Raw genomic sequence first — 15,328 nt, 5'->3', positions numbered from 1 at the left:
ATCGGCTTAATGGAAGGGATAAAAAATTTTTGCCCCAAATTTGTTTGTCAGAGGCAAAATTAGGGAATGCTTAAAAATAGCAATTGATAACCCAGAAATAGGGCTTATATCAATTACAGTATCGAGAAATTATTAAGGTAGCAGTGGCAATGATAGAGCCTGAAAACAAATTATTTGCCCTAAAGGATGGTTGGGATTCTCATGAATCAAGAGAACAACAACGCCTCAAAGCTTTGTCAGATTTAGGTTTGCGGCAACCAGAAACGATTCCGGTTTTTGAAGAAGCCACACAGACTGCTGCCCATTTTTTGGAAGCACCAATTTCTATATTGGGATTTGTGGATCAAGAACGCCACTGGTTCAAGTCGTCGGTGGGCTTATCTAGATTAGGATTAATGAATCATTTGGCACAAAGCCGCCAACTACTACGCCGGGAATCATTTTGCACTCAGGTAGTAGAGAGCCTGCAAGTCTTTGTAATTAATGATACGCACAAATTGACAGATCCAGTACTAGCTAACAGCAAGTTGGTGCAGGATTATGGTATCCGTGCTTACTTAGGAGCGCCACTGATTGATGCTGAGGGACATTGTTTGGGTGCATTGGCGGTGATGGATTTAGTCCCGCGCAATTTTACAACTCGAGACATTGAATTTTTACAAATCATCGCTCGTTGGAGCATGAGTGAATTTGAACGGAACCGACTCCTGCAAGGGAAACTCGAATCAAACACTCCCAAGAGCGCTCCTATATTTTCACTCAATGAGGAACGTAACACTGAGATTAAAATCACGGCAGCCACTAAAGATAGTGACTCTGTTTCTACCAAGCAACTGAAGCTGGAACTTTTGGGTCAGCTAACTCAGGAGTTACGCACGCCCTTAACATCTGTACTCGGTATGGCTAGTGTTTTAGGACGTGAGATTTATGGGCCTTTGACGACTAAGCAGAGAGAATATTTAGAGATTATCCAACACAGTGGTCGGTACTTACTTTCCCTAGTAAACGAAATTACCGAACTAGGAGCAATGGATGAAAACTCAACTGTGCTAAATCTAGCTCCCGTGGATATTGAAATGCTATGCCAACAAGCTATCAATACCCTAGAAGAAGTGGCTAATCGCCGCGAGCAAGATATTCGCCTGTCTATAGAACCGGGACGCAATCGCATTTGGCCTTTAGATAAAGACAAGGTGCGGCAAATCCTCTATCACCTGGTTTTCAGCGTGATTCAACTTTCGGCTACAGGTAGCATTGTTCGGATTCATGTTTCTTACAAGGAAGATACGCTCAACATTACTATTTGGGTTTCCCATCCCTGGCTGGGGGACGGTATAACTGAGGTTGATCCCTACTTCCGTCTCAATTCTTTGTCACTGCTAGAGCTAACAGGTGAGGTAGCAACTTACAATACTCGTGCAGAAAACCAAGAGCAACCAGATACTTCATCAGTAGCAGTGGACAATTCAAAAAACTTGAATGATTCCCACTCAAATTTCTTTGCTACTAGTTCAGGTATAAATTTAGCTAAATCACATGGAAGTCTTTCTCGTGAAAGCTTGGGTCTATTACTAAGTTGTCAACTGGCAGAATTGCATAGCGGACATATTTTGATTCAAGGTTCACCAGAATCAGGATATCGTTATGTGCTTTCTTTACCACTGCAACTAGCGACTCCCTCACAAACAATTAGCGATGTCTAATCTTGGAAACTGGGGATTGGGGATTGGGAAAGACGTATTTTCTATCTATAATTTCATTAATTCGTAGCGAATTCTCTACGTGCTTTTGCGCTGACCTATGCGTTTAAATTTCAACCCTCAATTCGCCACGATTTTACGTAAAGCTGTACTAAGTACATGAAGGACTATCTTAACTTTGTATTGGCTGATGGCTAGGAATAAGAGCGCGATCGCGCGATGTGCAATCTCTGTTATTACCTTTTTATAGCCATAGGCATTATGATCAATTCCAAGTTCTGCGTCGGCAGGCTAATTGATCGCAATGTTTTTTATGAATTCAGTCTGGCAACGATTTACTTTATCATCTTTACCGCTCAAAGAATATTTTGCTACCAGTTATGTACATCGTTCTCTGGTGGGATTGTTAAGTTCTTGGCGGCAAACCAGCGTCTTGCTCCAGTGGGGAGATGCGATCGCAGCTGTTTTACTCAGCTCAATATACGCCCTTGCACCTTTTGCTTCGAGTACGTTGGTGGGTTTTTTGTTGGTGGCTTGTGTCGGATTTTGGCTGTTGTTGACTTTATCTGATGAAGCAACACCAACAAATGTCTCGTCAGTCACTCCCATTCATCTGCTGGTATTGCTCTACTGGGGAGTTGCCGTAGTTGCAACAGCATTATCACCAGTGAAAAAGGCAGCACTTAACGACTTGGGAACGTTGACCTTGTATTTGCTACTATTTGCCCTTTGTGCCAGGGTATTGAGGTCGCCTCGCCTCCGGTCGTGGATTATCATTCTTTACCTGCACGTATCGTTAATTGTCAGTGTATATGGGTTGCGGCAATGGTTTTTTGGAGCCACAGCACTAGCGACTTGGGTTGATCCAGAATCTCCGATGTCTAAGACTACAAGAGTCTATAGTTATTTAGGCAATCCCAACTTATTGGCTGGATACCTCTTACCAGCAGTAATTTTTAGCTTAGTGGCAATTTTTGCATGGCAAGGCTGGCTCAAAAAAGGTCTAGCATTAACAATGCTAATTGTCAATACTTCCTGCCTAATTCTGACTTTTAGTCGTGGCGGTTGGATTGGACTAGTAGTGGCAGTTTTAGCTGTGATGGCATTGCTAGTTTATTGGAAAAGCGTGGAAATGCCTCGTTTTTGGCGTACTTGGTCGCTGCCGATTGTCTTGGGAGGTTTGATTGGCGTATTGCTTCTAGCAGTGATATTTGTAGAGCCAGTGCGCCTGCGAGTTTTCAGTATTTTTGCCGACCGTAAAGATAGCAGTAATAATTTTCGCCGAAATGTGTGGGATGCTGTCTTTGAGATGATTCGCGATCGCCCGATTTTCGGCATTGGCCCTGGTCACAACTCTTTTAATAAAGTTTATCCTCTCTACCAACACCCTCGTTACACTGCCTTGAGTGCTTATTCAATATTGTTTGAAGTGACTGTAGAAACTGGCTTTGTTGGTTTAGCCTTCTTTCTCTGGCTAATAATCGTCACATTTAATACGGCACTGCTGCAAGTGCGACGATTGCGACAAATCAGAAGTGTAGAGGGATTTTGGTTAATTGGAGCGATCGCTATTTTGTTGGGTATGCTAGCTCATGGCACCGTAGATACTGTCTGGTATCGTCCTGAAGTCAATACCCTCTGGTGGCTGATTGTTGCCTTAATTGCCAGCTACTGGACACCTTTAGCTCAAAACCAGATAAATTCATCTAACTCAGAACCAACACTAAACTAACATGAGTAGTTGTCAGTTGTTTTTTTACTAAACAACTGACAACTTTTGAATTTTGAATGAATAAATTATGAATTGTCTAGTCTCTGTAGGTGGTAGCACCTGGGGCATTAGGGTCGCGATAAGCGGTCGGTTCGTTATCACGCTTTTTGCCAGCCAAACCAGCTAAACCTAATAGACCAATTAATCCTAGCCAACCCCAATCAAAATCGTTGCGATCAGAGGTAGTCGTTCTTGGAGCCGTATTCACTCCGGGATCAGTAGTTGTCTGAGCCTGTGCAGATAGAGTTAAGGGTAAAATTCCCATACTCAAGCTGAGAACGCCAGCGCCAACAGCTGTAATGAAATTACTTTTCATAATTGTGAAAATTCCTGATGCCGTCTGAAGTTACTCACCACTGTATAGAGTTTTAACCTTAACAAAATCAATCTGCGGCTATAAACTAGGCATTTTCATAACTCACGCTGTGGATATACAATATGGTTTTCACAGCAATCCGTTTCTCACTCTGGTGTAGTAGTTTGGTTGACACTCACCCCTAATAACTTTTCATTGCCCGTTGAATGTCACGCTGGTCTTGGCGTCGTTTCAGGTCTTCTCGCTTATCGTGGAGCTTTTTACCTTTGCCAAGGGCTATACTCACTTTTACCCAGCCTCGTTTGAGATACATTTTCAAAGGTATTAAAGTTAAACCCTGCTGTTCTACTTTGCCAATTAGCTTACGGAGTTCTTGGCGATGCAGCAGCAGCTTGCGTGTACGCCGTGGTTCATGATTGAAATACTGTCCACTAGCGTTATAAGGCGAGATATGCACATTGATCAACCATGCTTCGCCATTGCGAAGTAAAGCATAGCCATCTTGGAGATTGACTTTCCCCGCACGAATCGACTTCACCTCTGTTCCTGTCAACTCAATTCCAGCTTCGTAAGTTTCGAGAATTTCATACAAATAACGGGCTTGACGGTTGTCGCAAATAACTTTGTAACCTTCGTTCTTGTCGCTCATTGATAATTTTGTGTGCTTTAAATGTACTTAAAAAATTATTTGGATTGACTTGTGAATTATGGGGCGTATCTTAGAATCGCTATAAACGCTGAACTGTATATCACTAATTTAGCTTTTCTAAGTTCACAATTAAGAGTTTTCTGGTAATTCTAATTTACTTGACGCCAATAATCATTAGTGATTGGCTAAGGATTAATGCCAAACAGAGAAGTCTGACTGGAGGAAGCCTCAGTTCAGAACTCTACTAAGAGAGACGCTGCGCTAACGGAGACAAAAAACAAAAGATATTTATACTTACTTACCTTTTGGGAAATTATTGATTAAGTTAATAATTTACACTATGATAAACATTTACTCTACCTTATTGATGAGTTGTTACAAATTACAAAGCTCTCTATTCCTCCTAAGCAGAGGGAGTCAAAGCTGAGTTTAACTTCGTTAACTCATCCTAGAGATTTAAGATTTTCTTTATAAATAAACCCTAAAGGCAGTCATTAGCTGGTAATCCTGTCATAGTATGAGACATAAGAACACTATTATTGTCTGTGTTCACTGATGGAGTACATAGAAGCAAATTTCTGAGTAATAAAATGCTAGGGGTGTATTATCCATGCCCTTGACGATCCTTGTAGTGGATGATGATTTGGGCACTCGTCTGTCTGTTAGCGACTATCTTGAACTGTCTGGCTACTCGGTGATCACGGCTAATGACGGTCAAGAGGCTTTGTTTATGGTGGATGAGTATCATCCTGATTTGATTGTCACGGATATCGTTATGCCACGGATGAATGGCTATGAACTGGTGCGTCGGGTGCGTCAACAACCAGTGTTTCGTTTATTGCCTGTAATTTTATTAACGGCACGCACTAAGACGCAGGAAAGAATTATGGGCTACCAGTCAGGATGCGATTTATATTTACCTAAGCCTTTTGAACTAGAAGAGTTAGCAGCAGCAATCCGTAATCTTTTGGAGCGATCGCAAATTATTCAATCAGAGTATCGCTTCTCTCATAAAGAGAGTTTGAGCATTCCCCCCTCGACAAAAGCGGCGGACGCGCATAATTCTCTGTCCACTCAAATTCACAAATCCCATGTACACTCATCCCTAACTCATCGAGAACAGGAAGTCTTAGAGTTATTAACTCATGGTCTTTCTAATGCTGAAATGGGTCATCAGCTACACCTGAGTCCTCGAACAGTCGAAAAGTATGTTAGCAGTTTATTGAGAAAAACCTCAACCAGCAACCGAGCGGAATTAGTGCGTTTTGCGATGAAGCATGGTTTAGTTGAATAAAAAAATGAGGAGTGAAGAGTGAGGAGTTAATAAGAGAACAGGTAACTCCCAACTCCCAACTCCTAACTCCTAACTCCTAACTCCTAACTTTAAATTATTGCTTGTTGACTGTTAACGTATATAAGCAGACCTTCACAAGCATCGATCAGTAAATCAATAACCTGATTAAATCCCTCTTGACCACCGTAATAGGGATCTGGAACTTCCTTTAGAGTATGTCGAGAGCAAAACTCGCACATCAAACGTACTTTATGTTGATATTGCTTAGTTTGATCAAGAGTGAGGATATTCTCATAATTTTCTTGATCCATCGCCAAAATCAAATCAAAGTCTTGAAAGTCTGACTTTTGAAACTGGCGGGCTCGACCACGCAGTTTAATTCCTAACTTTGTAACAGCCGCAGCACTCATACGTCTGTCAGGTGGGCTACCAATGTGATAACTAGATGTACCAGCAGAGTCACATAAGATGCGATCGCCTTTGGCATCGGCGGAGCCATCGCTCAAGCTAGCCTGCTCAATTAGATGATTCATGATATTTTCTGCCGATGGCGATCGGCAGATGTTACCTAAGCAGACAAACAGCAATTTATAAGCCATACATGTTATTCGTCCTTTGTCAATAGTCATTTGTCCAGTGACTAATGACCAATGACCAATGACTAAAATCCAGGTAACTCCAACCCACTGGTTAATTCTTCCATACGTTCCCGCATAGTTGCTGTGGACTTGTTGTAGGCTTCTTTCATTGCCACTGTCACGAGATCGGAAAGTACTTCTGCACCTTCTGCTAAAGCATCTGGAGAAATTTCTACCCGCTTGGGTTCTTGGTTCCCACTGACAATCACCTTCACCAGACCACCGCCAGATTCTCCTTGAATCTCCATTTGCTCCAATTCTTCTTGGAGTCGCTTTGCGCCTTCTTGAACTTGCTGCGCTTTTTTAAAAGCTTCAGCCAATTCTTTCATTTTTCCTAAGCCAAAGCCGAATCCCTGTCCTTTTCCTGTCATAATTATTTGTACGCGTGTGCGTTGAATAACAAATCAAATTCAATTATAGATGCGGTAAGTAATTTGACTCTTTTTTTACCAATAATTAATGCATCTTAGAATAGGGAGTAGGAAGTAGGGTATCAGTTATTTCTCCCCCTGCCTTCCCTGCTCCCTCATCCCCCACTCCCCATACTCTGAATTGAAAGTTTCAACAAGCACCTTGAAACTCTCCGAGCATTTTGACTTCTGGCTCTAAATTAATAGACCAACGTTCTTGTACTTGATGTTGAATATGGCGAATGAGACAGAAAATGTCACTAGCTTTTGCTCCACCACGGTTAACGATAAAATTAGCATGGAGTAGTGCTACTTGTGCTCCACCAATTTGGTAGCCTTTCAGACCAGTTTGTTCAATTAACCAGCCAGCACTGTAAGGTTTGGGATTGCGGAACACACTGCCACAGCTGGGGAAGTTGTATGGTTGGGTGCTTAACCGATGCTTTTTGTGTTCTTTGGTGATTGCCACAACTTTTGTTGGGTCGGCACCTGGCGCGAGTTGTAAGGTGGCTTGAGTGACTATGCGATCGCCACCTTGCAATAATGAAGTCCGGTAGCTATAACCTAACTGATCGGGGGTAAGAGTTTCCAGCGTACCATCCGGTGAAAGTACCTGGGCACTAACTAACATATCTGCGATACAGCTATTATGTGCCCCTGCATTCATCACCACGGCCCCTCCTGCTGTTCCAGGGATGCCAACAGCCCACTCCAATCCTTGCCACCCTAATTCTGCTGCTGCCCATGCCAAGCTAGGAATTGATTCTCCGGCAGCAACGGTTAATTGACCTTTATCTGGGTCAAAGTGGCTGAAGCGGAGATGACGAGTAGCAATGACTAAGCCTGATATACCACCATCGCTTACCAGCAAGTTAGAACCTGCTCCCAGTGTTGTCACTTTTAAATCACGTTCTTTTGCGTATTTCAGACTTGCTTGCAGTGCTTCTAAGTTTCGGGGAGCAACATACAAATCAGCGGCTCCGCCAACTCTATAGGAAGTAAACGCCGACAAAGAAGCCTGGGACTTAATCGCACAATCAGTACTGGGTAAGTAAATTACTTCACTGTCCACCGAATTAGCTGTTTGGTGTTTCTTTGTATTCAAAGCAGAAACTGTGCAGACGTTTCCAGCTGCCTGGGAAATGGTCATTTTTACTTTGTATTGGTAAAATTTTTACATTTATTTACCGCAAAGATACGGTAATAGTTAACCTATGAAACCATTGCTAGAGGGGCGCTTTGCTCAGAAATAAAACTTCGCAAAGTCTCCACTTAGGATGTGGCTTTAGCAGGCTCACAAAGTGTCGTAATTACTTCAGGAATCACCTGATTCAAGTTTCCAGCCCCCAAAAACAGCGCCAAATCTCCTGGGCGTAGTGTTTGTAGCAAGTACTCACACACTGAGGCTAAAGTTGGTTGATAAACGACAGGAGAATGCTGTTTAGCAATTTCTGCCGCTAGATGTTCACCACTAATTTGTCCTAAATTAGGTTCGCCTGCACTGTAAATATCAGTCAGCACAACCAAATCAGCATGAGTAAAGGATTCGGCAAATTCTTCTAAAAAGGTCAGTGTACGGCTATAGCGATGGGGTTGGAAGATGGCAACCACTCTTTGCCCTGGTCTTGCCTGTAAACGCGCTGCGGCGAGAGTAGCGCGAATCTCGCTGGGATGATGAGCATAGTCATCGATGAATGTAATGCCATTGACTTCACCTCGGAACTCAAAGCGGCGTCTTGCTCCTTCAAAGGTGGCGATGCCTTTAGCAATTGCTCCGAATTCTAAGCCCAAGGCGCGACCAACAGCCACTGCTGCTAAGGCATTGCTGAGATTGTGCCGACTGAGCAGCCGCAACTTCAACACGCCCAAAGCTTTGCCTTTTTCCCAAACTAAAGCTGTGGTGCCATCAGCACGATAATCAATATTGGTGACGGTGTAATCAGCGGCGGTATCTGAGTGTAAGCTGTAGCTGATTGTGGGTTGCAAGCGATCGCGCACTGTAGCACAGTCAATACTACCTATTAACGTTTTACAACCCTTAGCAAATGTCTGGAAGATGTCAATGACTTCTTCTAATGTATCGTAGTGGTCAGGATGATCGAGTTCAATATTGGTAATGATGCCAATCTCTGGAGCGTGTTTTACCAAGGAACCATCAGATTCATCTGCTTCGGCTACTAAATATTGGCTTTGTCCCAGTCGAGCATTCCCTTCCCAAGCATTAACTTCGCCACCTACTAAAATCGTTGGGTCGAGACCTGCTTCCAAAAGCATATAGCCAATCATGCTACTGGTTGTAGTTTTGCCGTGTGTTCCTGCTACAGCAATACTATAGTACTCGGTTATTAAGGCGGCTAGTACATCTGATCGATGTAAAACGGGACAACCTAATTCCAGCGCTGCTTTATATTCTAAATTATTTGTGTTAATTGCTGTTGAACAAATGACTTGAGGCAGTTTGGACTTAGTATCAGCAGGTAATTGTTCTTGTGAATTTAATACTACTGCATTAGCCAATACTTGAGGTTGAAAGAATTCAAGATTGCTTGCCTCTTGTTTACCAAAAATATGAGCACCGATAGATTCCAACTTGTGCGTAATGTGGTTAGGACGAAGATCCGAACCAGATACTGGAAATTGACGCTTTGCGAGAACGTATGCCAAAGCAGACATACCTATGCCACCGATGCCAATAAAATGAAATGGTCTACCACTAAAATCTACAGAATTAGTCATTTATTGCTCCTCTTACACCACACCACACCATAATCACAAATGACACGCGTATCATAACAGGAATTTGATTTTTACCGTAACTACTCCTATATCATGTTCATCTTTGATGCCCAAAAGATGTTTCTGCTCTGGTTTTTCTGGTTCAGAATGATTTTACCTTGGTTGGAGGTTTTTGCTATTCCTGAACTGTTCTTAAGATTATTCTGAAAAATTTGGCCGCATCGGGAAAGAAATTCTTGTAATGTCAAATACATAATTTTGTCTACCTTACTGGAATTGGCTACATAATACATTGTTTAGTGAAACTGATTTGAAATTGCATCAAGTCTAAGCGTGAATTGAGTACAATAGTACATTGGTAATGAAACTATTTTTCAATTGCATAAAACCCAGGCTTAACTGGATGCAGCAACTAGCAATTTTTGGTGGCACATTTGATCCAATTCATTGGGGACACCTGCTCGTAGCCGAGACAGCTTTGCATCAAGTATCCCTTGAAAAGGTAATTTGGGTGCCATCCCTAAATCCTCCTCACAAAGAAGCAGCTTTGTTTGAGCATCGTGTGCAAATGCTGCAATTAGCTACAAAAGATAACCCAGCGTTTACTGTCTCACTAGTGGAGACAAATCGCTCTGGGACTTCTTATGCCATTAATACCCTGATTGACTTATCTGCTTGTTACCCAAATACTCACTGGTACTGGATTGTGGGCTTGGATACTTTCAAAACCTTACCCGGTTGGTACCGTGGACACGAACTAGCACAAATGTGTGATTGGTTAATCGCACCCCGACTGCTAGGTGGTGAGACTATAACTCAAAGCAAATTAATCTGCAAGCAAGTGGAGGAACAACTTCGGGAGCAGTCACAAACCATTCACTGGCAACTCTTGAATATACCTTTAGTAGGAGTTTCGTCAAGTCTAATTCGCAAATTTTGCCGCGAACGCCAGTCAATTCGTTATTTAGTCCCGGAATCGGTCAGATCATATATCACTAACAACAATCTCTACTCTCACAAATCTGAATAAATTATGTGTTTTTTTATTGATCTAACACTTTATGGTTATAAGTGCCCCCCCCCTTTGCGATATGATTGGGGTCAACGATATCAACATATAAGCATAAATACAGAGGGCAAGACACTGTGATTAGAGTTGCAATCAACGGTTTCGGGCGGATTGGACGTAACTTTGCGCGTTGCTGGGTGGGTAGAGAGAATAGTAGGATCGATCTTGTCGCTATTAATGACACATCAGACCCTAGAACCAATGCTCACCTGCTGAAGTACGACTCAATGCTAGGGAAGATCAAGGGTGCTGAGATTAGTGCCGATGATAACTCTATCATCGTTAACGGTAAGACCATTAAGTGCGTATCCGATCGCAACCCAGAAAACTTGCCCTGGAAAGATTGGGGAATTGACCTAATTATCGAAGCAACCGGGGTATTTACTAGCAAAGAAGGAGCGCTCAAGCATGTAAATGCTGGAGCCAAAAAAGTTCTGATTACCGCTCCTGGTAAAAACGAGGATGGCACTTTTGTGGTTGGCGTGAATCATCATGACTATGACCACAACAAACACCACATTATCAGTAACGCTAGCTGTACTACCAACTGCTTGGCACCAATCGCCAAGGTGTTGAATGATAAGTTCGGCATCATCAAAGGCACGATGACCACTACCCACAGCTATACAGGCGATCAGCGCTTGTTAGACGCTTCTCACCGGGATTTGCGACGGGCGAGGGCAGCAGCGATAAACATTGTACCCACCTCCACTGGTGCAGCAAAAGCAGTGGCACTGGTTATCCCAGACCTCAAAGGCAAGCTAAATGGCGTTGCCTTGCGCGTACCAACCCCGAACGTCTCAATGGTAGATTTCGTAGTTCAGGTTGAGAAGCGTACTATTACTGAAGAAGTTAACCAAGCTCTCAAGGATGCTGCCGAAGGCCCACTTAAAGGCATTTTGGACTACAGTGAATTAGAACTGGTATCGTCTGATTATCAAGGTAGTGATGCTTCTTCAATTGTCGATGCCAACTTGACTTTGGTGTTGGGTAATGACTTAGTAAAAGTTATGGCGTGGTATGACAACGAGTGGGGTTACAGCCAACGAGTCTTGGATTTGGCAGAATTGGTAGCTGAGAAGTGGCAATAATTTGTCATTGATCATTAGTCATTGGTCATTAGAAAAATCACAAAAGACTATTGATTAAAATGTTGAAATCCCTGGCTAAGACTCAAAACTTGGTCGGGGAATTTTTTTTGTTCGTCGTGCAATAGTACTGTTGATCCAGATGTAATCTTGCCTACGATCGCAGCACCTTCTCCAAGATGTTGCACTAAGGTTGATGCTAACTTTTGTGGTAAACACAGCACTAATTCAAAGTCTTCGCCACCGTATAGGGCATAAGCTAGCGCTTGTTCTTGTGGTAACCAATGGTTAAAAGTTTTTGGTACGGGAATTTGTCTGCGTTCTAAGATAGCGCCAACGCCACTAGCGCGGCAAATTTGGATAATCGCATCTGCCAAACCATCACTGCTATCCATACCAGCAATGGGTATAGGGCATGAGGATGCAAAGATTTTCTGGAGGATTGGTAAGACATCTAATCGTGGCTGTGGGCGTTGGTGTGCGCGGGTTAGAGCCGTGCGTTCTGCATCTTTGAGGTTTTGTCCTAATTCGGGATGTAAGAGCAGTTCTAAGCCAGCGTGGGAGGCTCCATGAACCCCTGTAACGACGATCGCATCTCCCACAACAGCAGCAGAACGGCGGATAATTTGACTAGGGTTAACTTGGCCAAAAGCGGTAATTGCCAGAGTAGTTACAGGCGATCGCACGACATCACCCCCAACAATTAAAGTATTGTATTTTTGCAGGCATTCTGTCATTCCCTGGTATAGTCGCTCAACCCAACTCACCCTAAGTTCACCAGGTAGTCCCAACCCGACAGTGATTCCCAATGGGGAAGCGCCCATTGCTGCTAAATCTGATAAATTGGCAGCCGCCGCTCGCCAACCAGCATCTTCTGGGGAAGTGGTGAGGTTGCTAAAATGCACGCCATCAACCAGTACATCTGTAGTCACTACCAAAGATTGCCCTGGTAGAGTCTCTAGGACTGCGGCATCATCGCCGATAATTTCTGGTGGGCAGAAGCGCTGTAATCTTTCTAAAAGACCTTGTTCGCCAATGTCTTTTACTTGTTGAGAAGATAACTCACTGTTCACAATCGGTTTTCCGTGTTGCAAAATTACGAAGAAAACTGATGATTTCTTTTACTGTTTTAAGATAAAGGTATCGTCTAGGAGTCAGTTGGAATGGTAACAACACCAGTAACCAGCATCACATTTGAGGAGTACTTAACCTATGATGATGGTAGCGATTTCCATTATGAACTGGTGGATGGGAAGCTAGAGTTAATGAATCCACCTACTATAGAACATTTCTTGATTGCCAAATTTCTTGAGCAATTACTAGATGCAGAAATCAAACGTTGTAACTCTACTTGGCTGTGTTTTCGGGAAAGTGGGGTGAGAACGGGTAGAAATAAATCTAGGTTGACTGATTTGTGTGTAGTAACACTGGAGCAAGCTAGAGAATTGTTGAATGCTTCAGCAGTATTTGAGTCACCACCGTTACTAATTGTCGAGGTGGTCAGTCCAGAGTCGGTAAAACGGGACTATCGTTATAAACGCTCGGAATATGCGGCCTTAGAGGTTCCTGAATATTGGATTGTAGACCCACTGGAAACAAAAATTTCAGTGTTACTACTAGAAGATGGATTTTACGAAGAAACAGTTTTTACACTTAATCAGCAAATTGGATCACGGACTTTTCCAGAATTAGCGATCGTAGTTGATCAAATATTCACCGCCGGGAATCTGAATCAGGGGAGACGCGATTAATCGCGTCTCTACAGGAATTATTCTCCCCCTGCTCTCTTCTTATGCAGCTTGCGGCTGAACCAAATTTTCTATGCCCTGAACCACTTTTGCCGATTCAATTTTGTCACCAGCCTTCAGTTTATCTAAAATTTCTCTGCCTTCGGTGAGATAGCCAAAAACGGCATAGCGACCATCTAATAGATTGCGTCCGGCAGGGGTGAGTTCTGGTTCAAACAAAAAGAAGAAAAATTGTGATGAACCACCATTTACTTCACTTTCAGGACGAGCCATCACTACTGCACCAAATGCAGAAAAAGGTAAAACTGGCATATCAACGTAACGACCAGCTTCTTCTAGAGTAACGCCATAAGTAGGAGCTTTATCGCCTTGGACTAAGACTTCTAAGGGAATGGCGCGATATTTCCCCGTTTTTGGGTCAATAAAACCCACATCTTTCCCAGCCGGATCTCCAGTTTGGAGAAAGTAAGATTCTTCAGAACGGGTAAATTCTAAGCCATTATAAAAACCCCTCTGTACCAAATCTACAAAATTACCAGCAGTGACCGGGGCGCTGTAACCATCTACGACAAGGGTCAAATCACCTTTGTTGGTTTTGATTTCTACAGTAGCATGACCTTTAAGTTGCGGTAGGTTACTGTACTCAGCAGGTACTTCAAAGGGAAATTGTTTCACCATTGACTCTTCTAGCTGAGTAACAAGATTTAGCAGTTTGCCTCTCTCTTGCAGAATTTGTTCTTTATCTTTGCTGTTCGCCAATTCTTGCAATTTACCCACCCCAGATTTTAACTCGGTAATCCAAGCTTCGGCTTGGGGTTGGCGTTCTGCGGGAACGCTTGTTAAGATTTGGGAAGGTTTATCGAGAATGCGGGATGCTTGGCTGATGTCTTTGGAAATAGCACCCCAACGCCGATTTGCCCGCAGTTGGGCAGAAATGTCCTCTAAACTGCCTTGTAGTTGTCGTACAGGTTTGTTATCTATCGGGAGTGCATACCGCAACAAAGCCTTACCGTCGGTAATTGCATTGCCGGCTGGCAGTGCGGCGCTACTGGAGGGAGTCCACCCAGCTGTAGTTATGCCTAAAAATATTGTTACCAGCAGTATTGCCATTAGGCTGTTCTTCAGCCAGGATTTTAATAAGTTAAGCATGGGATAACTCAAATGCAGCATTAAATTGTTGACTGGACGTAACCCATAAATAATCTTCCCACGTTAAGGGCGGAGGATAAATGACAAATGACTAATGACAAATGACAACTAACTAATGACAAATGCCCAATGACGACCCTAGAAGGGTACAATAAATGCCGATTGTCTTCCAAAATTTGAAAGTTTCATGATCTCCAGTAACGACTTTCGACCCGGTGTTTCAATTGTATTAGATGGGTCTGTATGGCGAGTGCTTGAATTCCTACACGTCAAGCCAGGTAAAGGTTCCGCCTTTGTCCGAACTAAGTTAAAAAATGTCCAGAGTGGGAGCGTAATGGAAAAAACGTTCCGAGCAGGGGAAACAGTGCCGCAAGCCACTCTAGAAAAAAGTACGATGCAGCATACCTATAAAGAGGGCGATGAGTTCGTCTTTATGGATATGGAAACCTACGAAGAAGGCAGATTGACCCGCGCACAGATTGGCGATCGCGTCAAATACCTCAAGGAAGGTATGGAAGCCGAGGTGATCCGGTGGGGCGAACAGGTGCTAGGAGTAGAATTGCCTAAGTCTGTGGTTCTGGAAATTGTACAAACAGATCCCGGTTTAAAAGGTGACACTGCCACAGGTGGCTCAAAACCAGCAACTCTGGAAACTGGTGCAGTTGTGATGGTTCCTTTATTTATTTCCCAAGGAGAACGTATCAAAGTTGATACTCAGGAAGATAAATATATCAGCAGGGAATAACTTTCATCTCCACGG

15 protein-coding genes are annotated in these 15,328 nt (G+C 43.1%); 7 read left to right on the top strand and 8 right to left on the bottom strand.

All coding sequences use genetic code 11. From position 1 onward, the window contains the following. Positions 1 to 149: 149 nt before the first annotated feature. Entirely contained in the window at positions 150 to 1,703 is a 1,554-nt protein-coding gene (locus HWQ44_RS11600) for a GAF domain-containing sensor histidine kinase (RefSeq protein WP_292718582.1), read from the top strand. A gap of 310 nt (positions 1,704 to 2,013) precedes the next feature. Next, positions 2,014 to 3,432, top strand: coding sequence for an IctB family putative bicarbonate transporter (locus tag HWQ44_RS11595; protein ID WP_292718580.1), 1,419 nt, complete (start codon positions 2,014 to 2,016; stop codon positions 3,430 to 3,432). Between the two features lie 76 nt (positions 3,433 to 3,508). Here HWQ44_RS11595 and HWQ44_RS11590 read toward each other — a convergent pair whose 3' ends face one another. Then, entirely contained in the window at positions 3,509 to 3,787 is a 279-nt protein-coding gene (locus HWQ44_RS11590) for a WGxxGxxG family protein (RefSeq protein ID WP_292718578.1), read from the bottom strand. 181 nt (positions 3,788 to 3,968) lie between these two features. Beyond that, positions 3,969 to 4,436 (bottom strand): SsrA-binding protein SmpB, encoded by a 468-nt coding sequence (smpB, locus tag HWQ44_RS11585; protein WP_292718576.1) that lies wholly within the window; start codon positions 4,434 to 4,436, stop codon positions 3,969 to 3,971. Between the two features lie 610 nt (positions 4,437 to 5,046). On the opposite strand from smpB, the gene HWQ44_RS11580 reads away from it, so the two are divergent. Continuing rightward, positions 5,047 to 5,730 (top strand): response regulator transcription factor, encoded by a 684-nt coding sequence (locus HWQ44_RS11580; protein ID WP_292718573.1) that lies wholly within the window; start codon positions 5,047 to 5,049, stop codon positions 5,728 to 5,730. A gap of 89 nt (positions 5,731 to 5,819) precedes the next feature. Here HWQ44_RS11580 and HWQ44_RS11575 read toward each other — a convergent pair whose 3' ends face one another. The 4 genes from HWQ44_RS11575 to murC form a co-directional block, all read right to left on the bottom strand. After that, entirely contained in the window at positions 5,820 to 6,329 is a 510-nt protein-coding gene (locus tag HWQ44_RS11575; RefSeq protein WP_292718571.1) for a low molecular weight protein-tyrosine-phosphatase, read from the bottom strand. Positions 6,330 to 6,391: 62 nt separating this feature from the next. Continuing rightward, positions 6,392 to 6,739 (bottom strand): YbaB/EbfC family nucleoid-associated protein, encoded by a 348-nt coding sequence (locus HWQ44_RS11570; protein ID WP_099100025.1) that lies wholly within the window; start codon positions 6,737 to 6,739, stop codon positions 6,392 to 6,394. A gap of 190 nt (positions 6,740 to 6,929) precedes the next feature. After that, on the bottom strand, positions 6,930 to 7,928 hold the full coding sequence (murB, locus tag HWQ44_RS11565; protein WP_292718568.1) for a UDP-N-acetylmuramate dehydrogenase: 999 nt from the start codon (positions 7,926 to 7,928) through the stop codon (positions 6,930 to 6,932). A gap of 122 nt (positions 7,929 to 8,050) precedes the next feature. Continuing rightward, positions 8,051 to 9,514: a UDP-N-acetylmuramate--L-alanine ligase gene (gene murC / locus HWQ44_RS11560; RefSeq protein ID WP_292718566.1), complete on the bottom strand. Its 1,464-nt coding sequence runs from the start codon at positions 9,512 to 9,514 to the stop codon at positions 8,051 to 8,053. Positions 9,515 to 9,917: 403 nt separating this feature from the next. Between murC and nadD the strand changes: the two genes are divergently transcribed. Further along, on the top strand, positions 9,918 to 10,544 hold the full coding sequence (nadD, locus tag HWQ44_RS11555; RefSeq protein WP_292718564.1) for a nicotinate (nicotinamide) nucleotide adenylyltransferase: 627 nt from the start codon (positions 9,918 to 9,920) through the stop codon (positions 10,542 to 10,544). A 116-nt stretch (positions 10,545 to 10,660) separates the two neighbouring features. Further along, on the top strand, positions 10,661 to 11,674 hold the full coding sequence (locus HWQ44_RS11550) for a type I glyceraldehyde-3-phosphate dehydrogenase (protein WP_292718562.1): 1,014 nt from the start codon (positions 10,661 to 10,663) through the stop codon (positions 11,672 to 11,674). A 47-nt stretch (positions 11,675 to 11,721) separates the two neighbouring features. Here the strand turns inward: HWQ44_RS11550 and thiL are convergent, their stop codons facing one another. Then, complete coding sequence (thiL, locus tag HWQ44_RS11545) at positions 11,722 to 12,744, bottom strand: thiamine-phosphate kinase (protein WP_292718560.1); 1,023 nt, start codon at positions 12,742 to 12,744, stop codon at positions 11,722 to 11,724. Positions 12,745 to 12,834: 90 nt separating this feature from the next. Between thiL and HWQ44_RS11540 the strand changes: the two genes are divergently transcribed. Then, positions 12,835 to 13,422 carry a Uma2 family endonuclease gene (locus HWQ44_RS11540; RefSeq protein ID WP_292718558.1) on the top strand — a complete coding sequence of 196 codons (588 nt, stop codon included), beginning with the start codon at positions 12,835 to 12,837 and terminating at the stop codon, positions 13,420 to 13,422. Positions 13,423 to 13,461: 39 nt separating this feature from the next. On the opposite strand, the gene HWQ44_RS11535 is transcribed toward HWQ44_RS11540, so the two are convergent. Next, positions 13,462 to 14,568 carry a peptidylprolyl isomerase gene (locus HWQ44_RS11535; RefSeq protein ID WP_292718556.1) on the bottom strand — a complete coding sequence of 369 codons (1,107 nt, stop codon included), beginning with the start codon at positions 14,566 to 14,568 and terminating at the stop codon, positions 13,462 to 13,464. A gap of 187 nt (positions 14,569 to 14,755) precedes the next feature. On the opposite strand from HWQ44_RS11535, the gene efp reads away from it, so the two are divergent. Continuing rightward, positions 14,756 to 15,313 carry an elongation factor P gene (gene efp / locus HWQ44_RS11530; protein WP_292718554.1) on the top strand — a complete coding sequence of 186 codons (558 nt, stop codon included), beginning with the start codon at positions 14,756 to 14,758 and terminating at the stop codon, positions 15,311 to 15,313. Positions 15,314 to 15,328: the final 15 nt, after the last annotated feature.

This window comes from Nostoc sp. JL34 (assembly GCF_017114945.1).
GTDB lineage: Bacteria > Cyanobacteriota > Cyanobacteriia > Cyanobacteriales > Nostocaceae > Nostoc.
The sequence above is the reverse complement of the archived record's forward strand: the minus strand, read 5'-3'. Positions and strand labels throughout refer to the sequence as shown.